Annotated in this window: 14 protein-coding genes and 1 pseudogene; 5 read left to right on the top strand and 10 right to left on the bottom strand. The window is 39.6% G+C overall.

Translation table 11 applies throughout. From position 1 onward, the window contains the following. From H6G96_RS36685 to H6G96_RS36670, 4 genes are all read right to left on the bottom strand, one after another. Nucleotides 1–2,596 (bottom strand): plasmid replication protein, CyRepA1 family (locus H6G96_RS36685; protein ID WP_347242326.1); only part of this gene is annotated, 2,596 nt, incomplete at its 3' end. Nucleotides 2,597–3,121: 525 nt separating this feature from the next. Next, nucleotides 3,122–4,525, bottom strand: coding sequence for a hypothetical protein (locus tag H6G96_RS36680; RefSeq protein WP_190918942.1), 1,404 nt, complete (start codon nt 4,523–4,525; stop codon nt 3,122–3,124). A gap of 698 nt (nt 4,526–5,223) precedes the next feature. Continuing rightward, entirely contained in the window at nt 5,224–5,535 is a 312-nt protein-coding gene (locus tag H6G96_RS36675; protein ID WP_190918940.1) for a fertility inhibition FinO-like protein, read from the bottom strand. 11 nt (nt 5,536–5,546) lie between these two features. Beyond that, entirely contained in the window at nt 5,547–7,067 is a 1,521-nt protein-coding gene (locus tag H6G96_RS36670) for an NB-ARC domain-containing protein (RefSeq protein WP_190918938.1), read from the bottom strand. Between the two features lie 279 nt (nt 7,068–7,346). Between H6G96_RS36670 and H6G96_RS36665 the strand changes: the two genes are divergently transcribed. Both H6G96_RS36665 and H6G96_RS36660 read left to right on the top strand, forming a co-directional pair. Beyond that, nucleotides 7,347–9,191: a tetratricopeptide repeat protein gene (locus H6G96_RS36665; RefSeq protein ID WP_347242325.1), complete on the top strand. Its 1,845-nt coding sequence runs from the start codon at nt 7,347–7,349 to the stop codon at nt 9,189–9,191. Between the two features lie 117 nt (nt 9,192–9,308). Next, nucleotides 9,309–10,301, top strand: a complete 993-nt coding sequence (locus tag H6G96_RS36660) for a hypothetical protein (protein ID WP_242063573.1) — start codon at nt 9,309–9,311, stop codon at nt 10,299–10,301. Here the strand turns inward: H6G96_RS36660 and H6G96_RS36655 are convergent. The 3 genes from H6G96_RS36655 to H6G96_RS36645 form a co-directional block, all read right to left on the bottom strand. Further along, the gene (locus H6G96_RS36655) at nt 10,274–12,766 is read right to left on the bottom strand and encodes a CHAT domain-containing protein (RefSeq protein ID WP_190918936.1); all 2,493 of its coding nucleotides are present in this window, start codon (nt 12,764–12,766) and stop codon (nt 10,274–10,276) included. The two genes, H6G96_RS36660 and H6G96_RS36655, sit on opposite strands and share 28 nt — an antisense overlap. Nucleotides 12,767–12,770: 4 nt before the next feature. Continuing rightward, nucleotides 12,771–15,263 (bottom strand): filamentous hemagglutinin N-terminal domain-containing protein, encoded by a 2,493-nt coding sequence (locus H6G96_RS36650; RefSeq protein WP_190918933.1) that lies wholly within the window; start codon nt 15,261–15,263, stop codon nt 12,771–12,773. An 851-nt stretch (nt 15,264–16,114) separates the two neighbouring features. Beyond that, nucleotides 16,115–17,226 (bottom strand): IS630 family transposase gene (locus tag H6G96_RS36645; RefSeq protein WP_199339846.1). Its coding sequence is split into 2 segments (ribosomal slippage): nt 16,115–16,815 and nt 16,815–17,226, totalling 1,113 coding nucleotides; the frame shifts between segments, so codons are not numbered across the junction. 409 nt (nt 17,227–17,635) lie between these two features. Here H6G96_RS36645 and ggt point away from each other — a divergent pair. The 3 genes and pseudogenes from ggt to H6G96_RS36630 all read left to right on the top strand — a co-directional run. Then, nucleotides 17,636–19,459: a gamma-glutamyltransferase gene (gene ggt, locus H6G96_RS36640; protein WP_190918931.1), complete on the top strand. Its 1,824-nt coding sequence runs from the start codon at nt 17,636–17,638 to the stop codon at nt 19,457–19,459. A gap of 57 nt (nt 19,460–19,516) precedes the next feature. Beyond that, complete coding sequence (locus H6G96_RS36635) at nt 19,517–20,818, top strand: glycosyltransferase (RefSeq protein ID WP_190918929.1); 1,302 nt, start codon at nt 19,517–19,519, stop codon at nt 20,816–20,818. 347 nt (nt 20,819–21,165) lie between these two features. Beyond that, nucleotides 21,166–21,552: pseudogene (locus H6G96_RS36630) on the top strand (hypothetical protein); the annotation flags it as partial. A gap of 122 nt (nt 21,553–21,674) precedes the next feature. Here H6G96_RS36630 and H6G96_RS36625 read toward each other — a convergent pair. From H6G96_RS36625 to cysE, 3 genes are read right to left on the bottom strand one after another with little or no spacing between them, the layout of a single operon-like run. After that, nucleotides 21,675–22,481 (bottom strand): glutathione S-transferase family protein, encoded by an 807-nt coding sequence (locus H6G96_RS36625; RefSeq protein ID WP_190918928.1) that lies wholly within the window; start codon nt 22,479–22,481, stop codon nt 21,675–21,677. A gap of 51 nt (nt 22,482–22,532) precedes the next feature. Continuing rightward, nucleotides 22,533–23,348 carry a carbon-nitrogen hydrolase family protein gene (locus H6G96_RS36620; protein ID WP_190918925.1) on the bottom strand — a complete coding sequence of 272 codons (816 nt, stop codon included), beginning with the start codon at nt 23,346–23,348 and terminating at the stop codon, nt 22,533–22,535. Continuing rightward, on the bottom strand, nt 23,345–24,094 hold the full coding sequence (gene cysE / locus H6G96_RS36615) for a serine O-acetyltransferase (protein ID WP_190918946.1): 750 nt from the start codon (nt 24,092–24,094) through the stop codon (nt 23,345–23,347). Before cysE ends, H6G96_RS36620 begins: the two co-directional genes overlap by 4 nt. Between the last annotated feature and the right edge of the window lie 196 nt (nt 24,095–24,290).

Below are 24,290 nucleotides of genomic sequence, written 5' to 3'. Positions count from 1 at the left end.
CTAAAATGGCCTCAAGTCCAGCAATTGCTCTTATTAAGCGACCACCTTTATCCATTTCTACGAGTGATTCGGTTACTTCGATGCCGTAAGAATCAGAAATGCGGAACTTTTCACATTCAAAAATTTCGCTAGGGTCAAGGTAATCTTTGCTCTGACGGGCACGGTACTCGCTCAAAGTAATATTCTTGGCCTTGGCAACAGCCGAATTGTGGGCACTATCCAAAGCTTGTGCTGCTGCTTTTAGATTTTCAAGAGATTGCTCATCATCTTCACTGCCCACACATATAAATGTATTGCCCATTTCGGTGAGGAGCGAGCGCAAGTCATCACGCAGATTATTGAGAGAATAGTGGCGGTTAGCCATAATTTGGCAGTAAGCCTCAAGCGCCCAATCTTTCTCTGCACCCCGCTTGCCTGTTTGACGGTCAATCCGCAACAGAAAAGCAGTCATTTCATTGGTTTGGAGCAAGCGCTCTTTAATCTTGGATGCGTTTGTATCCTTGTAACCAAAGGGAGGACGCGGGGCCACCCAAATATGAAACGGGACTTTTGGACGATAGCGGTACAGTTGTTGGGCACATTCGGTAGCGGTTTGGGAAACGCCGTGAAAGACACCAAATACTAAGTCAAAATGATACTCCGAGATATCGACACCAGTACCGAGACTGGGAGAGGTGAACAAGGCATCAAAGTTTTTGACGGCGTTGGTGATATCTTTGATGAAAGCGACATTCTCATCACTGCCAGAATTATCGGAATGAACCGACCAGATGCGCCATTTTTGTGGTGTATGTGATTTTTCGGAGTTAGATTCTTCGCATTTGATAGTAAAGGACTTGTCGAGTTTCTTAATAAAACGCTTACTGTCACTTGCAACCATGACTTTCTCACCAAGCATCAGCGCTGCCGAGATTTGGGCGACTATGGCGCTAGAATTATCCCCCTCGTACCAATAAATTGTGCGTGAACCGTTGCGCCACTCGTTTTTAATGATGTAAGGTACTTCACCGAGTGGTCGCATTGCAAGAAAGAAGTTTACCGTTAAATCATCCATGTGTGCATCAGCGATGACGACCAGTGGCGCGTTGTATACTATATATTCCAGTACCTCCAAAATGGCGGCGCGATGTTGTTTGCAAGTATTACTGTGTAGTAAGTGGGTGAGGTATTGGCAGGCTTCATCTATAAATATGCAGCCGTAGGTGAGAGATTGGGTATTCAGCTTATGCAAGCTGTCAATAGTAATACTAAGGGCTTGGGCCTGGGCTAAACCTGTGTAACCCAAGTCGGAGTACATCGCCGTCCGCAAGCGTTCGGCAAGATTTTTCAACAAGTTAACCCGATGTCCATTGTTGAGAAATCTGGCATCAGGATTTTGGTCACGCCACCAGCGCATAAGTTCAGTTTTACCAGTGCCCATGTCGCTCCAGAGTACGACTAGCCCTGATTTTGGGAAATTGAAGGTAGGGGATTTCTTCGATTTGTCTGAATCAACTCCGCCAGAATCGGTAGACTCCTTGTTTGGAGGATGTCCTTTTATAGATGGCGTGAAAAGTTGTTCCTTTTCAAGCTCATAAAGCTCAGGCACTCTCAAGCATTTTTCTTCAAGTTCAGGAATGCACAAAGCCTCAGAGAGATACTTGACATTAACAGTGACATCTGGTTTGTATTTGCTAAGTCCCCATTTCTTAGCCCGATATGAGCGCTGGTAATCGGCAAGTGATTTAGCATCATCTATAATTGCAGTTAGTAGTGCATTGGCATCTTCACTGCGACTAACTACAAAATCATCAACGCCTTTTTCTGGCCCCGGCAACAGCGCAACTTCACAAAAGCAACCTGCCGATTCGATTGCTTTTGCAGTGCGAACAGTGGCTTGAAACACCGACCACCTGGTTTTAGAAGAAGTTTCGTAGTCAAAAAGAATTATGAACTTGCGCCCCGCCTGAGCCATTGGTACTAAGTCAGGATGCAACCGTTCATCAAAATCCTGTTTGCCCACGCGCCCGTTCCAAATTCCCGGAAGTGCGATCGCTACAAACCCCAGACTCAGCAAGCAAGCGGCTTTCTTCTCCCCTTCGCATAAAATAATGGGAATCTCTGGGTGCTGCTTTACCCACTCCCAAAATATTAGCGGATTGAGTTGATCCAGTAAGCGCAGCGCCAAAAGTGAATGATAGCGCTTAATTAAATAGCGTTTTGCAACTTTGTCCCAGATGGGGTTAGCGACATCAAAGTAGGTAACGCGGTTGGGGGTTTTGGGTGGTGACTCGTATTTGACGGGTTTGCCTTTTTCCCAATCAATACGGGGGAAGTTCGGCTTAATCCGCCCCCACTCCATTGCTTGCCAATTGTTGAAGGGGTCAAGGGATTGAATCCATGTCCCCCCCAGCAATAGATGCTGATATTGCCTTATGTATGCATCCGTGACTCGACCTGCATTTTTTCGAGGGATTTTGTTGGAGATAAACAGGTAGTCATAAATTGTTTCTCCCTCGATGTGGAAGAAGTTGCGCTCAATTAGTGCTGGATGAATGGCGCTACCAGTTAGCAACTCATGGTACTCGGCAAGCGTGAGATTGTTTGGGTATTCAATCGGGTATTCCCTCTGGTCAACTGATACCTTGCAATCAGGTTTAGGCTCAAAGAACTCTTTGTTGCCACCGTTAAGTGCAATAGAAGTTGTTGTATTCACTTTTCTCCTAAATTTTTCCATGACTTTGTGAGCGACTTGCAGCACCTATGCCGCAGTCAAGGCAATTCGCAATTTCCAATTCGCAATTCGCAATTTCCAATTCGCAATGACGCTCCTGCGTCGCTACCGCTGCGCTAACGCAGTTGAATTCAGAGTTAGCTCTGAACCCACCCCTGAATTAAGTTCACTGATTCTCTAAATCAGAGTTAGCTCCCAAACCCGTTAATTAACAATTCAACAATTAAGTAATTTCTTGTCTTTAATTGCGAATTGCGAATTGCGAATTGTGAATTGTTCGCTTATCAGTCATCAGTTATCAGTTAAGCTAATGAGCATTTAAGTTGCATAGACCCAGGGCTAGAGCCGCTTACCACGAGCGAGTCAGTCTGGAAAAATGAATGACGATTAGCTTATCAGTTATCACTGTTAACTGTTTACTGTTAACTGTTCACTGTTTTTTTGGGCTTGTGTGATTAAATCAGTCTCGGAGGTAGTAAGTTCAGCCCAGTAGTCAGGTTTTATCACCTCGTATTTTTCAGCCACAGCCCAAAAGTCAAGCCATGTAAACTCAATACGTGCAAGTACTTGTCTAATTTCCCTAATAGCCACAGGTAGCATCTGTAATTGCTCCATCCTTGTTTCGATGGCTGACTGTATGGGACTAGTACCCAAAATTATCGCCGCAGCCTCAAGAGCTTGGGTATTGTTCATGGCAACGCTTAGGTTTTTCAATGCCATACCCATGAGGCGCAGACATTCAGTCGCATTTTCTTTGGGCGGAACAAGTGCCAGAGTTCTCAAATCAATTGTCTTCTCCAATGGTTCCTGAACCTTCTTGTTTAGCGCTTTAGCTTGAAGTTTAGTGTAAGTATTCTCCCAATCTTGTCCAGTCTTCAGTTCTTGAGCATTTTCCAAATCCCGAATGCGCTCTTTTAGCTGCTGGTTCTCAGTTTCCAACTGCCGTAGCGATTCCATCTCGTCTAAGCGCTGCTGCAACTGGATATTTTCCTCCTTCTGTTGCCTGTACAGGTTTTGCAGAGATTGGATTTGCTCACTGACTTGGGCTTCGGCTCTAGCCTTAACCTCTGCTTGTAGTCCAATCCTCAATTCCTGAGAAAGGCGCTCAAGCTCAAGCTTATGTTGCTCTTTGAGTGCAGCGATCGCTTCGGAGTACTCTGGTGGATAAGTTCGCTCAGTCGAATCGGACACAATTGCCTCATCCAAATCAGCATTGTTTACCAACAGCCTTTCACCATCAGCGAAAGTCACAATCTGCTGCGAATTATTCGGTGCGTCTGCACAAATCACTCCCGATTCCCCATAACGGGGATGTTCTGGTGATGAAATTGTGATGGCATTTTTCGGAACCAATGGTTCCTGAAGGAATTTATTTTTTCCTTTTGGCATTGGAGCAATTGTATTTGCGGCAACTGCGAAATCTGATTCGCTAGGGTTTGGGTTTGATGACAAAGCCAGTTTTATAGCAGCAATAAGTTTTTCTGGTTCTTTGGCTAACCTTAAAAGAGGACGGGCTTGGCGCTCATTTTTAATTTGTGACCCAAACTCGCCAGCAAAGGAGATCACTTTTGATGCCCCTAATAGTTGATTTATACGCCGATAGCCACCATATACATGCAATTCGCCTTGGCAATATTGTTCAAAGTTTTTGTACCCAGCGATTCTGTACATTCGCTCGTCATGCATGAGGCGAATCTGTTCTACTGCTTGCAACTCAAATTGGTCTATGGCAGCGAAGGTGTCTTTGATACTGCTATTAAGATCATCGTAATCAAGTGCTGATTTGGTTTCTTCTCTATCTAGTGTCAGCATATTTCTCTCCCGTCATTAGCACAAGGAGAGGGGTTTGAAAAAAATTTTGATGTCACCTTAATCCCGACACCAAGGTGTATTGGGCATAAGTCATTTTTCACGATATTTTTCCCTGATAACTTGGTTGACAAGCTTCAGAGGGGGTTGTATCAGTTATCAGTCAACAGTTGACATTTATCAAGGATTGTAAATTCCAATTGATAACTGGCAACTGGTAACTGTTATTCGCGCTGCTACATCTTTTAGCTACAAAATTCGGGGTGATTCTTAACTAAATTTAACATTTTGCTAAATTGAGAATTTCAACAGCCAAAAATCCGCCACCAAAAATTCGACGATCTGGTGACAACCCCTGTATAATAGGGAAAGCAGCGCGGATTTAACTCAGTCGGACAAAGTTAGCGGTAATTCAAGCGTCCAAACTTTAACAACCACTTATTTTGTTCCTTCGAGATCAACCCCGCTCTGAGGTTATATGAAATTTAAGCCACGCACGAAGCGCTACTCCTTAGTGGCGCTTTTTGCGTTAAATGTGGGTATTGTTGTAAGCTTTTCACCTTCATGCCTCCTTTCAACTAGCTTGATTTTAGATGACTTGTGGCCTTTTCGTATCTAGCGAGATTCTGATTTTTTGTCTGTTCACTCCTTCGTATTTACTAGTGTTTGTTCCAGCTTACCCTGATCGGGTAATCACTTTTTCAAAAAGCAGCACCTAACGCAGAGGTCGTTTCTGCTTTGGGCTTGCTCTCAAAAACTTGTATACTGGGTTCCTCCAGCACGAACCCGTTTTCTGTTTGCTGACCAGGTTTACCAATGATTGCCGCTATCCACTGTAGATAATTACTGGCGGCATTGGTCAGTTTTTTGTAAACCTTTGGTTTAGGTTTAAGTGCGATTGTTATGATGCATTCGTCACAGTCTATATCAAGCTGCTGCCAATCGTTCTTTATGATTTTAGGTTGTGGCAGTTCGTTAATTTTAATTGTGATTTCTAGTTTGCCTGCAATCATAGGTACCTCTCTTAAGATGCGATTGCTAATGTTGGTGAAGCATTAGATGTATGTACTAACCCCATCGGATCTGTCGTAATATACTTTTTAATTACTGGTTGAAGAGTGAAACTGATTTCTTTTGTAGTTGGGTCTTTACTACTTTCTATTAATGAGTTTTTTTCAAGCCCTTCTAATGCTGTAATCAATTCTGATGTAGAAATAGATATTTTTTGGGTTTGATTTAACTCAATTAATAATTTACTGAAACTAATATATTGAAAATTTAAGATTATTTTATCTGCTAGATAAATCATTATTTGTCTCTGAATTTTACTCAACCCTTGACCAAAAACCTTATTGAGCATTTCTTGAAAACGACTACTAACGAGTGTAGTTGGATCTTGAAAGAATTTTTCAGTACTACTTGCAAAGAAGTGGTGAATCCGATTGGAAACTGCTTTTAGTTCTAAAGGATTACCGCGATAAGTTCGAATTAATTGACTACAGCGCTTTTCTTCGTTGCACAATCCCAAGGTAGATAAAAACTGCATGGCTGCATCGGGATCTAAACCTTCAAGCTTGAGATACTGAATAGGTCGATCAGCTTCTATCAGTACATCGAACTCATTAGGCCAAACTCGACTAGTCAAAAACAAGCAGCTTTTATGCTGCTCCTCTACTAAGCGGCGGAAAAATAGTTTGTACTCTAGCCTATCTTCTAAATTACTTGTTTGAAATAAGGCTTCACATTCATCCAATACTATGAAGTAGCGCTGTGATTGCAACTGCTTAATTAACACAGTAACCATTGCCTGAGTATATTTAGGTAAGCCTGGCTCAGGTTCTATAGGTTGAGTTAGCTCTATTAAATCGGCTATTAAGTCCTGAAGTAGTGGTGCATAGGACACCGATTTCCAAATGAAGCAATCAAATTTAGGTTGAGATTCTATACTAAGTTCTGTTAATAGTTTTGCAGCTAATGCACTTTTACCAATGCCCGGCACTCCTACGAGTGATACGCATCGCTGCTCGATTACTAGTTCCTTTAGACGGGTTAGTTCCTTTGTCCGTCCATAAAAACTGGATATGTCAGGCAGGTAACTTCCCGTAACTTGTACTAGTTTGTTGCCAGAGGGTCTTTGCTTTTCAATTGATACAGATTGTGACACAGATTGAATAGGATACTTTTTAGTAACCTGCTCTAATAAAATACGCCGCAGCTTCTTTTTTCCAACCCGCTCTCCACTGCCAATAGCTTCGGAGAGTAAATCCCATAAAGGAGGAGCTATGCGTCTTTGCAAGTAGTTAAGGCTATAAGGTGAGTTTTCCGCTACTTCTTCGTAATCATCATCATCCCATGCTCCCTTTAGGACAATAATTTCTGCTTCAGATAGGTGTTTCCCCCTTTTGGCAAACACCAAATTATCTACTACAAGTAGTGCAGCTTCAAAATTTACTGTTGCCAAGGATATTTGCCCTTCCCTCCGTTCTTTTGGGATAACTGAGGAAAGGGCAGGTGAATTCAGTTCTTGTATGGTACTAAAATCCATGACTTGCTATTTCCGTAGATTTAGAAAACGTTTATAAAGAGTTTTTCCTGGACTATGATTAGTATCTAGGAGCGTATTGCATCACATCAATATACTTTGTTTCTTCAACTTATTACTATTTTTTGTAAAAAAGTATCATAAAAATTTTTTATAGGTTTACTGAAAACTTTTTCTATATCAAGCGGCACCTAGAGAAAAAGTGATAAAATATACATTAAATTTTTGTATCCGTAACTCGCTATGCATAAGTGCTAAGAGCTTGTTGCGTAAGGAGGTTCAGTGAGTTACTGTATCAATCCCCTTTGCAATCACCGCCAAAATCCTAATTCTGATGATGTCAAAGAATGCCTATATTGTGGGACTTCGCTACTGATTAATGATCGCATCCGCTTAGTCAAGCCATTGAGAGCGCTCACTGATGATCCGTACAATTACATTGAAGTGTTTGAAGTAGATGACGCTGGTACTCAATGGAATCCTGTTCGCAAACAACGAGTCATGAAAGTTTTGAAATGGAGTTCGCCTAAGCTGGTTGAACTAATAGAGCGGGAATCTCTTTGTTTACAGATAATCCGACATTGCGGTATTCCTAGAAGCACTATAGATGACTTTTTTGCTTTAGTTCCTCGCAATAATTCTTTAACATTGTATTGCTTAGTTATGGATAAAGTTGAGGGGCAAAATTTAGAGGAATGGTTGGAGTCTAATAGCTCAATTTCACAATCTCTAGCATTGGAATGGCTACGACATTTGGTTGATATCCTCGATACAGTACACCGTTCTAATATTTTTCATCGAGATATTAAGCCTTCTAATATAATTCTTCAGCCAAGTGGTCAATTAGCATTAGTTGATTTTGGTGCAGCACGGCAAGTAACTAACACTTACCTAGCAAAAGTAAGTGGTAGTGGAGGTACTAGTACAGGTAGGGGAGGACGATATGAAATTACAGCTATCAGCACCCCTCTTTATTCCCCCCTGGAGCAAGTAAATGGTAAAGCAGTACCCCAGTCAGATTTTTACGCTTTGGGTCGGACTTTTGTCCACTTGACTACTGCTACTCAACTAATTGATTTGCCAACAGATAAAAAAACAGGAAACCTAGTTTGGAGAGATAAAGCACCGCAGATTGACAAACCTTTTGCTGATTTCATTGATGAGTTGATGGCTCCTTTGCCGGGGCAACGGCCGCAAACGACTGAAGTAATTTTGCAGAGGTTAGAAAAACTGCCTAAGCAAATTAAAAATTATAAATTAGCTAATTCTAAAGTATTTAAGTACAGCAAGTATACATTGATTGGTTTAGGAATTGTTGGGGGTGTCTTTCTATTTCTACCTCTAGCAGCAAACTATTTAGTAGCCCAAGGACGAAAGTTAGAGGCAGTAAATAATTCTCAGGGGGCACAAGAGCTTTTCGGTTGGGCTATTAAAATTAATCCTCAATTAAAACTTAGTATTGCGGAGTTTTACTTTAATAAAGCTTCTCGAAATATAGATAATTCTAAGATAGCTAGAGAGTATTATGAACAAGCAATTAAATACAACCCCAAAGATCCCTCTGCATATAATAATTTGGCCTTAGTTTGCCAAGATTTGCGAGATAATAAGTGTGTAACTGAAAATTATGAAAAAGCTTTTAAGCTTAGGACTAATAATTGGCAAGGGCATTATGGGTTAGGACGTTTTTATGAAGATCAGCAAAAATATGATTTAGCTGAAAAAGAATATCAATTAGCTATTCAAGAAAGTAATAAAGCGGTACTTGCTGTAGCTGCTTTATCAAGATTGAAAAATATAAATAATGAGCATGATGTAGCAATTACCTTAGCCTTACAAGGGTTGCAAAAAACTAAAGATCCTGAAATACAAGCAGCCTTGTATAAAGATTTAGGCTGGGCAAAATTGAAGCAGAATAAGTTAAGCGAGGCTAAAAAATATTTAGAAAAGGCGATTCAATTAGATGGAAGAACAGATGCTTCCTGTTTATTGTCTCAAGTTGAAGAAGCTTTAGGTGAAAAAGATACCGCCAGAATTTATATAGAAGTGTGTCTGTTAGCCAAGTCTACTTTACCAGAGGTTTTCGACTGGAGGCAAGAGTTATTAGACCGGATACTTAAAAAATAGTATCCTCTAAATAAATTTATCAGATATTTATTATAAACAAAATTTTATATAGAGATAAATATACTTACTAAGCCTATATAATAACTGGATATAAACAGGTTATTTATATTGAAAGCAATGAAAAAAAGTATAAAATTTTTAACAGGATTCTGCTTAAGCTTTCTACTCATTAAAGATACGTTATTGCTGGCAGGTGTACCGTTAGCCAGAACTAGAAGAAATCAGGTTCGTTGTGAGTTAAGTGGAAGACTAATATCTCCAGGCGATAAACGCCTTCAAGCGGGAAGCTTAGTTTGTGATGGAGAAAAAATAGAAGTTTTAAATGGTGGTAGGATTAAATTTTTCTGTTTCAGTACAGGAGAAATTTTAGATTTATCAAGTGGAGTTGTTTCTTCTGATATATGTGCCAAACCTGATTTGTCTAAGTCTGCTTGTTACACAGGTAACGGAGACTTCTGCTCAAGAACACCAAAAGGCAGAGCAGAAGGAAACGATGAGCCGACAATCATTTATCCTTATGTTATGCCAACATTAAAACCACGCCCGGAAATTGTCTGGCTTCCTGTTACAAGTGCTACTTATTATAAAGTAAGGTTTGATTGTTATGATTTTAGTTGGGAAAGAGTTATAAATCAAACGAGATTGGCTTACCCTTCCGAAGAAAAACCTCTTGCATCTGGGCAAACATGCCAAATTCTTGTTTTCGCTTATAAGGAAGACAAAATTACTGGTGGAGATCCGTCAGTAATCTCTCTGTTACCACAGAATGAGGTTGCACAAATTAAAGATGCAGTCAACCAAATTAGTAAATTAAAACTTCCTCCAGATGAAGCTGCTCTTGACTTTGATGCTATATTTATGTCAAGAGACCTTTTAGATGAAACAATTGAACAGTTAAACAATGTTGTTTCAGTAGGTACTAAGAATCCAACTGTGTACAGAGTACTGGGCGATCGCTATTTTCAGGCAGGTGTACTAGACCAAGCAAAGCGTCAATATTTAAAAGCATCTGAGTTAGTGAAAACTAGTAACAACTCAACTGAGTTAAGGAAGGTGCAAGAGGGATTAAAGTTAGTAGACTATTACAACCAGCTTCCTACGAGTAGATAAGGGGCCCAATGATAAGGGTTATTGTACTCAGGAATCGCCATCAAATTTACTTGTGCAAGTCTTAAAGCCTCTGCTTTGTGAATACCATTCTTGAGATTTTTGTAAAATTCATTCATGAGAACAACACTAGATTTAGAATCTACTAACCACAGAGTGGCTATTATACTTCTCGCACCTGCTTGCGCTGCTACACCAGCAATTCCCAATGCTGATATCTTATTACCCTTGGCAGTTTGGCACGCACTTAGTACTAATAACTCAATTGCATCTTGACGGATTTGAGCTTTACCCTTTAGCAAAATACCAAACTGCCTAATATTGACTAACTCATCCCAAGTTAAAAATCCGGTTTTTCTAGAAATAGAGCTAAATTGAGCATGTGTTGTTAAGTGAAGAATGGTAAAGTCTTTTTTATTCATTTCTTCACTAAAGCGTTTGGTATTAAATTCTTTATTGAGCAAGCCTATTGAGGAATTGGTTTGTTTTTTAACATTTGCTATCTCTGCTTCCACATCAGGTAGAGGTTTTAGTCCTTTAGGAGCATCAGGGTCATAAAAGCTAGGAGCAAATGTGGAAATTCCACCAATTAGAGCATTTGAATCTTTTTGAGATAAAGCTTGAGGCTGGCGAACTTTAGACCCTAAAGTTTCTGAGGAGCTATAGTGCTGAAACAAATAATCTTTTCCATCGTAAAGTATACCCATTGGTAAACTTTGAAAAGATTTGTCTAGAACAAATACTAAAGTTCCACTTGAAGGCAAAGATTTCTTAAGAGGTTCAATTAGCTGCTTATAAAGTGCTTGAGAATGTGGAATAATAAGATTCTTGCCGTTGGAAATAAGCTCTTTGTTTTGTAAGATGCTTAACAGAGCATTAACATGATTTTTGACTAACTTGGAATCAGCAGAATGATGATGAATAGAAGAATCTGGGAATTGGGCAAATACTTGTATAGTGTCGTCTAGGTCGATAATGTGAATAATTGCTGATGCACCAGCGAAATTATCAATTTTATCTAAAGCAATAAGGTCGAGTTTGCCACACTTTAGATAATCCTCCAACTGTGCTAATTGAAGCTGTTGGTTGGTTTTTATTACTTTGCGTTCAAAATTAGGATATTGTTCTGCTATCAGCAGTCGCATGTAATTCCGGTATACAGGCTCTACTTTCTCATAGAAGAAAAACTGTGCATCTAAATTGCTATGCAAGAGATTATCACGAACTTGTGTTATGCTATCAATGGCTGCACCGTAAGCTTGAATAGCTCTTTTGGATTTACCCTGTTTTTGGAATAAATTCCCTAACTGCTGTTGCCATTCATAAGCAACATCTGCATCATTAATGGACTGAGCTAAACTTAAAGCTTCTTCAAAATATGTTTGCGATTCGTATGGATTTAACTTACCTAAAGCACCTAAGCTTTTAGATTTTAAAAGTTGATTGTTAATATTTTTAGCTATTTCTAAGGCGGATGTAGTATACTGAACAGCTACCGATTGTAATGATTGATTCTGAGTTTTGCTTAGGCTTTTAGCAAATTTAAGTTGAGCTTGAATAGATTGTTCGGGCGACAATTGATAAAAAACTGAAGAGTTTTGCAATATAATATCTACTAAAGGTTGAATCTGCTGATTAACTTTTGTACGAGTATTCACTAGCTTAGGTTTGTCTGTTAGCCATTCATCAAAGTCTAGTAATAAGTTTAAACGGTTCAGTTGCGCTTGTAGTTTTATTTCTTGTGGAGAACTTGTCCGATCTACTAAAAGTTGGTATATATCAAGTGACTCCTGTGCCTTCTGTGGAATCGAGTCTACAATTGTCTCTCTAAAGACTGGTTCCTCTATCCATTTGTATTCATCTCGCGCTCGTTGATAGATGGACTGTTTTGTATTACCCAATGACAGTAGAATATCGCTAATTTCTTTTGAAGGTGTTTGTTTAGCGAATAATAGTGTTTTTTCCAAAATTAGTTCAGATTCATTTAACTTGCCAACTAAGCGTAGAACTTGCCCCATGCTTTGTAATCCCAATAAGCTTATTGGTGTTATTTTTAACTGATGTATTGCTGCTATCAGTTGAGACTTCTCGTATTCGGTAAGTTCTAATATCGTTGGGTTACAATTCCAATTATTTAATTTTAGAGCCTCCACAAGTTTCTCACAAGCCTGAGAGTGTAAACCTAATTTTTGCAAGGCAAAATTTTGATTAATCAGGCTCCCACTAACACCTTCGGCATCTTTGATCTGATGATAAATTTTCGTGGCTTGTTGCCAACTGTCAAGAGCCTCTGCTGCTTGACCTTGATTTAATTGTTTTCTACCCACTTGGGTTAAAAGTTCAGCCTGTTGTATATGTGTTTCTTTCTCCGTTGACTGAGCTAGCAATAGAGACGATTGAGTTAAAACTATTGATAAAGTTAGAATGCCTAAAAGAGCATATTTTAGGCAATATTTCCATTTAATCATCGCTTTACTGTGTTGCTGGATAGGAAAGTTCTGCTACAGAATCGACCGATGTACACGGAATGGTAGAAAAAAAGCTATCAGGTGTAGCTTGATTAGGCGCTATCGCAACTAATTCGACGTTCCCTTTGGAATCTATTATCCAACTCTGAGCTTCAACAATTTCCGTAGTCTCTTTAATTATTGATAGCTGTAACTTAGATGAAAGTTCATCGGACTTAGATGAAACAGAATTTTTCTGCCAGATAGGTTGACTGTCTAGATGTTCGTCAAATTTAGGCGGTGGACTGTTGCTAGCGACAATTAAGATATCACTTCCTGTGCCTGATTGTGCAGCACAACCAGATACCATATTAGGAGTTTCTGTAACGATTTCTGGGGCTGCTTTAATGCCAGCAGGATTAACGTTAAAGCTGTTGATCTGGACTGTACCATCAACTCCCAACTGTGAACTTGTGGTAATAAAGCTATCGGGAGATAAAAATAATCCACGAGCATTTATCTGAATATTACCGCCGCGCCCCTCGAATGCATTAGCTGTAATACTGCTATTTTTTGAGGCAGTTAGGATATTAGTATTGATGTTGACATCACCGCCGTCACCATTAGTGCCTTGCTGCCCCGCAGTTGCAGAGATGATGCCACCGTGCAGTTGTAGAGCATTTGAATTGATTTCAATCTCACCACCTTGACCAACAGCAGAGGTTGCAGTGATACCTCCATTATTTGTAATGTTGATTTGATTGGCGTTAATTTCAAGTTTTCCTGCATCACCTAGTCCGTCATTTTGAACACTAACTTGAGCGCCTTCTGTGACACTCAACCGCTCAGTATTAATTGTCACATCTCCAGATTTTCCAGAAGGTACTGGAGGGAGCCTGAATAATTCTTGTAGAGTTGAAGTGACGATACTAGCATTGGCGTTCACTAAACTAGGTTCTTCAGAACCAGGTATTGTACCGCTCACCTCTACAGAGTTAGCATTAATAATAACACTTCCACCCTCACCACTTGCAAAGGTGGAAGCGTCAACCCTTCCTCCATCGCTAACTACCAATCTTGAAGTATCAATAATTAAGCTACCGGCTTTGCCAGCATTAAGTGATGTGGACGACAAAATACTCGGCTGAGATGTTATTTGCGAAGCTCCTATTATTTCTACTAGGTCAGTTGCACTCACAGTTACATCTCCTCCTCTACCAGTTCCAAAGCTTGAAGAAGATAAAGTGCTTCCATCTATAGCAACAAATCGTCCGGTCGAAACTCTGATGTCACCTGTGTTTCCAGAATTGAAAGTTGCGGTACTGATAGTACTAAATACACCAGGATTGAGAGGCGAAACCCCAATCAATTGCACAGAATTAGAAGCATCAATACTTATGTTGCCGCTTGGTGCAGCACCAAAGGTTATATTATTTATCTGACCTCCATTGCGAATAATTATCTGCTTAGTTGAAATTGCAATATCGCCAGCTTTGCCAGATCCCAAAGTTTCGCTTCGCAAACCACTGGCAGTCCTAGCAATTGGATCAGTACCACTTGCCACCTCTAAAGATTCAGAAGCATTTATTTTTAATGAACCTGCTGGTAGTAGTCCTTGATTTTGATTTAAAATTACTGAGCCATCAGTAAGTGTAACTCTGTGTCCTTGTATTTGTATAGAACCACTGCCAGTTCCACTAACATCAGCTAGCGAACGTCCTCTGAAGCGAACGTCTTGGAAAGAGAGTATACCTTCATAGCCCAATTGCCAGCCAGAAACAGTTTGACTAATACTGACTGAACTATTGCCACTAACACTACCTAATTCAAGTCGCCCTCCTTCTGCTCTTATCGTACCGTTCTCAAAAAATACATCGCCTCCAATAATTGCTAGAGTTTTTCCAGGCTGTACTTGTATACCTCCTGAGTTATTACTTAGGATAAGTGGAGAAAATGGTGGCCCGATTAGTTGATGACCCTCGCCTTGTACTCTAATTATTCCAGGATTTTTTCCAAATTGTAGTCCAACAGGAGTATTGATAGTTAGCAGAGGTGTTGCTTGAAGGTTTGTAGTGCCAAATTCAAAGTTATTTGCAAACTTAAGGCTGCTAGCTGTACTTGCTAAAAATGAGCCACCGATATCTAATCGTGCATTTTTTCCAAAAATAATCCCGTTGGGATTAATCAAAAACAAGCTTGCTGCGCTATTAGCTCGAATTAAACCATCAATATTAGAAATAGAGCCACCAGTAACTCTAGTAATAATATTTTGGATATTCACAGCATTATTAAATAGAACAGTACTATTCGTAGGAACAGAAAACTCTTGAAAACTGTGAAATAAATTGATTCCTGCCTGGGAGCCACCTCCAATAATGGTAGTACTTCCTTCTTGTTCTATACTGCTATTATTTGGTAAAGTAATATCTGATTTAATCTGGGCTTGTGATGGGTAGGAGAGAGAAAAAGATATTAACGTTATTGCTATTTTTATAAAAATACTAATTTTTTTTTGCATAAAATCCTGAAAATATAGCTTACGGGGATGGAAGTAAGTTGCACTTTAAAAAATATGTATATCGATAAGTATATATAAATTTAAATATTTATTTTCCTTTTAAATTGGCTTTAACAAATAAATAATGACGGCTTTTTAAACAAACCATGAGGTCGTTGTGTTTCCAATGCGCGGGCAACAGCGCAGGAATCAGAATTTCATAAAAGCTTTTGCCTCCTGCCTACCCTCTACCTTTCTTGATAAAACTTTCTTTTACAGAATTGCTAATTTAGGACTACCTTCGCAAGTGAAAATCATGATTTTGACCTATAACTTAAGTTTTTGATGCTTATCTGCTTGATTTTGAATGCTTAAAAACTGAAAAAGCTTTAAAACTGCGTTTTTGCTTCAGATTGCCCCATATCTTGCACCTGAGAAAAACAATCAGTATTAACTAAGAACAAGAAAATACTGCTTTTCTTGCACTCTCTACTTTTCTACCTCATTTAGTCTTGTCTTTATTACTACTGGATATTGAAGGGCTTCGACCTTTAGCACTTAGTTATGGAATTTACATTACTATTTCCAGGTGCAAGATATGAGCTAACCTGGAGTGCATCTCCTTTGCAGACTTCAGATTTAGGTAGAATGCAGGCACACAAAGCCTGACCCAAGCACTTTAGCTGCTGTTGGGTTGGGCTTAGATGATAATGTTTCAGCTAAATGCTGGCAACCAACCAATTGCAAACAACAGATTTGCAGCCATTAGAGAAGTTGACCCAGACCTGCCACTGCTCTAGATATCCGTTCCAGGTCAGAATCAGCCACACCGATTGCCTCACCTACCCTAGTAGTCTACCAAGGTAATTTTGCTAGGTTAAACTCGGATATAAACGCTGCATTTTTCTGCGAGCATCTTTAGTTTGAAAACTCCAATAGACACTGGCTTTTTGTTGATTACGTTCTTTCTCCCAAGCGGCAATCTCAGAAGTTAATGTTTCTGCATTAGGAATACGCCGTTCTAAACACTGGCGAGATAAAACAGATAATTCAATTTCTACTTGATTCAGCCAAGAAGCGTGTTTAGGAGTATAGTGAAACTCTATTTTTTGAATAATACGGCGTGCTTCTTGTGGAGAAAAAACTTCATATAAAACACTTGGAGTATGAATGTTTAGGTTATCAACTACTAAACGAATTACATCAGCATCACGATAATAAACATCTACTAAATCTTTCAACTGTTTAGCGAAGTCTACTTTTGTACGACGCTGCGTGACTTCAATGTGTCTCCACCCTGCCAAAGGTTCAAAAAAAGCAAATAAATTTACGACTCCGTTGCGTTTGTATTCATAGTCATAACGCTCAGGCTGTCTTGGTTCTGCGGGTATTGGAAGTCTTACTTCTTCTACTAATTGATATGGGCGTTCATCCAAGCAAAACACAGGTTTTTTCGGATTATACTGCTCATTGTATAAGTCTAATATATCTTCCATCCGCAACACAAATTCTGCGTTTACTTCTGGAATACACCATTGTTCTTTCAACCAAGGCTTAATTTCATTTTTTTTAAAGTTTGACGTACTGTTTCATCTGAGATTGAATCTATGATACCAACGTTCACTAAATGATCTGCTAATAATTGCATTGTCCAACGCACTCTTCCTTCTGGCGGATTAGAACAAGCAGTCGCAATCAAAAATGCTTCTTGTTTTTCATCCAATTTTTTAGATTTTGGTGGATGTTCCCCATCCTTTAAAGCAAACTCTAATCCGCCAATAACAAACTTTTCTCTTGTCCTTTCCACCGTAGCAACATGAACTCGCACTGTGGCAGCGATCGCCGTGTCCGTTTCTCCCTCAGCCGCCATCAAAAGAATGTTTGCACGGGTGATAGTTCTTGCTTTGTGCTTTCCTTTTTTGAGGATTGCTTGCAATTGTAAAACTTCATCTTCGCTTAAATCTACAATATATTTTTTTGCCATGCTCAACCCCTTTTTTGACTAGTTTATCACTCAGAGGGTATTACCTAGCAAAATTACCTTGGTGGACTACTAGAAGCCAGGTTTTGGTACAAGTTCCGCCCATCCTCTAACCCCTGGCGCAATTTAAGCTTCAGCCCTTTCTGGCCTCGGATAAGGCTTGATGTGTCAGTGATGTTGTGTCACTCAACTAAGTGATTATCTCTATTATTAGAAAAATTGATATTTTGACAATTGCCATCTGTGAAGTGATTTGTGAAGCATTGTAATCCAATTACCTTCCAATCTTATTGTGATATCCTCCAACTAATCTTAAAATTAATTTGAGCAACGTATAAATAATAGTGTGTTATGGCATATACTAACGCTATATACGTAATTTAAGTGTTATTATTTGAATTTTGTTCATAAAATGGGAAATCATAAAAGATTGAAAAAATGTTTAAAGTATTTTGCTGTTGGTACTGCATTAATTAGTTCTCTTGTTGTTGCAGATATGGCAGTGTTTGGCAGTATTTATCATCCATTAACTTATGTTTATAAACTCTTAAGCTTTATTGGGTGTAACTATTCTCCATCTACTAACTGTAGCCAAACTCCACTTTCAAATTCAGACCCTAATGTATTAGATAAGAATGGCATTGTCGTTACTACACAACATGAAGCGTCTAAAGTAGGGTTGCGAATTCTTAAAGAAGGTGGGAATGCAGTTGATGCGGCAGTAGCTGTAGGATATGCCTTAGCAGTAACCGAACCCTGTTGTGGCAATCTTGGCGGAGGCGGTTTCATGTTAATTCACCTCGCTAATGGAAAAGATACATTTATTAATTTTCGTGAAAAGGCTCCTTTAGCTGCTACTCACACTATGTACCTCGATAATAAAGGTAAGTTGAAAGGAGGAGTGAATACTAAAGGCTATCTTGCAGTTGCAGTTCCAGGAAGTGTTAAAGGACTTGAATATGCACTTTCTCAATATGGGACAATGACTCGTAAACAGGTTATGGCTCCAGCTATTCAACTTGCTATTAAAGGTTTTGAATTGCAGCAGGGAGATATTCAAATGTTAAAAACTGGAACTGCGAAGTTCAAAACTCAACCTAATGTTGCCAATATATTTTTGAAAAATGGCAAGTATTCTTATCAAGTAGGTGATCGCTTGGTGCAAAAAGATTTAGCTGAGACTCTAAATCTGATTTCAACTCAAGGATCTGATGCCTTTTATAAAGGAACAATCGCACAGGAAATCGTTAAAGCCAGCCGTGAACAAGGTGGTATCCTGAAACTTGAAGATTTTAACACCTATGCGATCGCCGAAATCGCACCTTTGAGATGCAACTATCGTGGGCATGAAGTTATTTCTGCTCCACTTCCAGCGGGCGGTACTACCTTGTGTCAAATGCTGAATATCTTAGAAGGTTATAATCTTAAAAAACTTGGTTGGCATTCTTCACAGAGTCTTCATTACATGCTATCAGCCATGTTGTACGCTTACGCCGACCGTAATAAGTACTTAGGAGATCCTCAATTTGTGAATAATCCTGTTGAGAAACTCTTGTCGAAAAATTATGCAACCTCTATCCGTTCCCAAATTCCCTATAAACAAGCCATTCCTCCAGAGCCTCTCTACTCTGAAATAACATCTTATGAGGGAACACAAACAACTCATTACTCCATTCAAGACAGACATGGTAATGCCGTAGCTGTAACTTATACTATTAATTCCAACTTTGGAGCAGGAGTGATTGCGGGTAATACTGGTTTCCTCCTTAATAATGAAATGGATGGTTTTACATCCAAACCAGGTGTGGCTAATAACTATGGTTTAGTACAAGGAAAGGCTAACATAATTGCACCAGGCAAACGTCCCCTCAGTTCTATGGCCCCCACTATTGTGAAGAAACACGGCAAAGTTTTCCTTATTACAGGTAGCCCTGGTGGGCCAACAATTCCCACAACTGTTTTACAAATTATTACTAATGTAATTGACTACGACAAGAATATTACTGAAGCTGTGAACGCTCCTCGAATACATTATCAAGGGATACCAAATGTAGTAATTACTGAACCATATACATTGAAATCAAATGTTATTCAAGATTTGTGGTCAATGGGATATAGAGTCATTCCTTTTTCTCGTTGGGGTGCAGCCGAATCTATTATGGTGAACCCTAAAACTGGGTTACTTTATGGTGTTAATGATAGCCGTAAACCTGCTGGGCAAGCTGTAGGTTATTAATATTTTGTCTTTTCTAGTAATTTAAATGACTACATTTATCAAGCGCAAGGAAAGCAATTGAACCATAGTTCACCCAAACGTAAACTGAAGATTACGATCCTAACAGTAGGTTCAAGAGGAGACTTGCAACCATACTGTGCTTTGGCTATCGGGTTGAAACGTGCGGGGCATGAAGTAACGCTTGCAACGCATGAGAACTTTGAGCCATTTGTGAGGAAATTCGATTTAAAGTTTGCGCCGATTCCTGGAAATATTCAAGAGTTTTTGCAATCGAAACAAGGGCAGCGATTGATTGCGGGAGAAAAGTTGAATCCTTATGAAGGAGATAAGCTTTTGCTTCAACAATTGCAGTCAGCGTGGGCAGCGTGTCAGGGAAGTGAAGTGATTATCTACACGCCGCTAGCCAACTGGGGATATCACATAGCAGAGAAATTAGGCGTGCCCTGCTTTTTTGCATCAGTTCTGCCGTTGGCTCCCACAGGGATGTTTGGGTTTTTGAGATTTGCTCAAATAGCTAAAAACCCGCTAAAGAAAGCGATAAACTATGGCAGCTACTTCATTGCAGAGTTCTTGTACTGGCAAAAGCATCGAAAACTGATAAACTCCTTCAGAACCGAGACATTGAAATTGCCGCCTGTACCATATTTGGGCAGACGTTTCAGACAGAAGACTCCGGCAAACGTATCACGAATCCCTGTATTGTATGGATTTAGTTCGCACGTCATCCCAAGACCCCGTGATTGGCCTGCATGGGTGTATGTAACTGGTTTCTGGTTTATTGACCAAGCCTCGGAATACGAGCCACCCCTGGAACTAGAGGATTTTCTTGGACGAAAGCAATTACCTTTGTGTTTTGGATTTGGCAGTATGACGATGCCCAATCCAGAATATCTCACACACTACATCGTGGAAGCTTTAAAGAAAACACGTCAAGGCGGGATTATATTATCAGGATGGGGTGACGTTGGAAGAACAGTGAATGTAAAAGATTCGCTACGAGTGTTTGTGATCAAGGAAGTTCCTCACGATTGGTTATTTCCCCAAGTGCCAGCAGTAGTACATCACGGAGGAGCTAGTACAACGGCGGCAGTGTTAAGTGCGGGGATACCATCAATTACTGTACCTTTCTTTGCAGATCAGCCAGTTTGGGGTGAAAAGCTAAGTAGGTTGGGAGTCAGCCCACAACCGATACCGTACCACAAGGTATCAGAAGAAACTCTAGCGGCAGCGATTGAAGTCGTGCTGCGTGATGAGGGAATGCAAGCTAAAGCTCAGGAGTTGGGTGAGAAAATTCGGGGTGAAGATGGTGTGGCGAATGCTGTCGAAGCATTCCATCGGCATTTGGGTTTGATTGGGTAATGTTACTATCTGGATGAGAAATACTAGACAATTGCTCTTGCATTATCACACCCAATAGGGTTCGGACAAGAAATTTACTCGTGTTCGCGTAGCGTCTCAGAAAAGAGAAGGCAAGCTCTTGAGCAGAGGGAAGAGATATCTATACCGTTCGGTATAGAGGCAACTCCAGGTTTAGGGGGTTCTCTTTTTAAGATGTTTCATACTTAGTAGTGCTTTAAAACTGCAAAATATAAAAAGCAACAATAAACCCCAGTCTACTTCAAGAATGGGGGTATAAATAAAAACTCTATTTTCATGATGACACAACTCAATATTGCTACGAGCCAATTTGTCCTGGAGGTGGAATAATGAACAAACCACCATCCAGACGCAAGAAGATTACCCCTGCGGCATCTGGTGAACCAAAGCCAGCAACCGACTCTGCACAGAAAAATACTTCTGGACAGGATAACCCAGCCTCAGCAACGATTACGGTGACGGCTGTTGAAGTAAGAGAGTTGACCGACCAAGAACAAAGCTTACGTTTGCAATTGGAACGTCAGGTAGAAAGGGCATTTTTGTCAGCGGGTCAGGCGTTAATGGAGTTGAGAGACAGACGGCTATACCGTTCCACGCACCAGACTTTTGAAGAATACTGCCGCGTTCGCCCTTGGCGTTGGCGAAGCCATCGCTTCAATTATAGTCGTGACGCGGCTTACTTGAAGATTTCAGCGACTGTGGTTTATGAGAATCTTTAAAAGTTTTTGCCGACCAATTAATTTATGATCCACCAACCGTTACAAATGGTTAGTAACGGTTAATAGAGATTGTTGATGCTACTATCGCTAGCAGTACTTGATTTAAAAAGAATAAACGATCAAAAACCAAGAAAAATTCTTTTTAAACCAGCCAAGATAATTGGTTGCATAACTTTGGCTTCAAGGTAATCTTTAATTGCTATCTTAAAACTAGGCCTGCTTTTCAAGCGTTCTATATATAGACTTAGAGCTTTGCGGTTTTTATCAATAGCAAGATCATCAATTTGAAGTTGTACTAAATAATTAAGTACCGCTGTCCAAACTACGTCAGCAAGAGAGTATTCATCTCCACAAAGCCACATACTTTTGCTAACTTCATTTTCAATCTTATCAAGAATTGGATTCATCTTCTCATTGATGATTCCTATTTTTGCCTTATCTAAAACTGTGATATTCCAGTCTTTTACATCTTTCAGCTTAGTGGCATATTGATTGTTCAGGTCTGGATACTCACGCATCAACTTAGTGATAATATTTTGTTTCATCCTGACTGAGCGACGGGCTACAAACCCGTCAATGCCTTTCAAATTGCCATAAATTAATTCGCGCATTGGAAAAGAGTCCTGAAGGCTGATCCATTGGTTCATTTTTTCTTGTAGCGCTGGATCTGTTGGTGTAAGACTAATTTCAGGAAAGTTTTGATCAAGATAGTTAAGAATAATAGCTGAGTTGCAAATTACTTTACCATTATCGACTAAAGTCGGTACGACTCCTTTAGGGTTAATCCGAATATAATTCGGTTGTAAATTTTCAAAAGTCAACAAATTCACAATGTGGCTTTTCCACTCAAGCTCTTTTTCAGCTAAAGCTATACGTACCTTTTGAGAACAAAGAGAGTCGGGAAAGTGATAAAGTTCTAGGCTCATAATATTTACTTAAACCTCATACAGACTGAACTATCAATTCTCACTGAATAGCTAGATAAAAACTCGATGTTTTAAAGATGGCATTTGAGCGCGAACTTGCTCAAGACGCTCAGGAGTTATTTGTGCGATTGCTACTCCTGGTCTGTCGCCAGCATCAGCTAAAATTACTCCCCAAGGATCAATAATCATTGCATGACCGTAAGTTTGGCGTTGGTCATAGTTAATTCCTGTTTGAGCGGGAGCGATAATATAAGAAGTATTTTCAATTGCTCTGGCTTGAAGTAAAACTTGCCAGTGGTCTTTACCAGTAAAAGCAGTAAAGGCAGCAGGAACAAATATAATGTCTCCGCCTTTATTGGCGATATGCCTATATAGCTCAGGAAAACGTACATCGTAACAAATAGAGACTCCTATGTTACCCAACTCTTGGGAAACATAGACTGAAGGTAAATGCTTTCCAGGTACAACTGTACTAGATTCTCTATAACTGTTGCCATCAGGAACATTCACATCAAATAAATGTACTTTCTGATAGTAATTAATTTGTTGACCTTTAGGATCAACAAGTACAGCAGTATTATATACTTTGCTTTTATCCTCTGTGGGAATTGGAAAACCACCCCCTAATATAGTAATTTGAAAACGTTGAGCCATCTGTTTAAGAAATTTTTGACTAGCAAAAGCAATCTCTTCAGCTTGAGCAAGTTTATCCTTTACTTCTCCCATAAAAGAAAAGTTTTCTGGTAAACCCACTAATGTAGCTCCCTGAGCTACAGCTAGCTCGATTAGTTTTTCTGCCTGAGCCAAATTTTGTTCTAAATTAGGCACACTGGTCATTTGAATAGCAGCAGCTAAATAAGATTTCATAAATTTAATAATTGTGATTTTGAGTCTGAATTATTGGCAATAGCTAGATGAACTTCAGGAAAAGAAGTTTTTGACAATTCAATCGCTGCGGTATTATTTTGGTTTTGCAGCAATACTACTTTTAAAAACTCAATTTCTCTCTCTAAAAATCGCACTTTATTAAACAAAGAGTCAATTACTTCTGCTTGTGGATCTGGCAATTTGTGATGCTCAAGACAGTCAGCTGATTGCTCTTGGTAACGCACAATCCGACCAGGAACCCCTACCACAGTGCAATTGGAAGGAATATCTTGTAAAATAACAGAACCTGCACCTATACGAACATGATCACCAATTTGAATATTTCCTAAGACTTTTGCACCAGCACCTACAATGACATTCTTTCCCAGGCTGGGATGGCGTTTACCTACTTCTTTACCAGTGCCACCAAGCGTAACACCTTGATAAATCAAGGAGTAGTCACCTACAATGGCAGTCTCTCCAATTACAACGCCCATACCATGATCAATAAATACGTGGGTACCAATTCTAGCTCCTGGGTGTATTTCTATTCCTGTTAACCAACGGCTAAAGTAAGAAATCAGACGAGGAATTAATGGTAAATTTAGACAATACAGCCAATGCGCTATTCGGTGAAAAAATAGTGCTTGTAATCCCGGATAGCAAAACAATACTTCTAGCCAATTGCTTGCAGCTGGGTCTCGCTCAAAAATAATTTGGAAATCGGCTTTCAGAGTGTTTAACAGCATTTTAAACAAATTAAGAGAGATTAGCAGAAAAACAAACTTTAATTCCAAAAGATAGCTCTAAGATTACAGGACTTACGCAACTGGCACAAATAGCGTGCAGGGCGCAGCCCTGCCACGGGAAAATTTCAATCAAACCAAGCACATAAGAATACTTGGGCGTTTTAGTTGCTGAATTAAATAATTAGAAAGCAAA

The organism is Nostoc sp. FACHB-892 (assembly GCF_014698795.1).
Lineage (GTDB): Bacteria > Cyanobacteriota > Cyanobacteriia > Cyanobacteriales > Nostocaceae > Nostoc.
The sequence above is the reverse complement of the archived record's forward strand: the minus strand, read 5'-3'. Positions and strand labels throughout refer to the sequence as shown.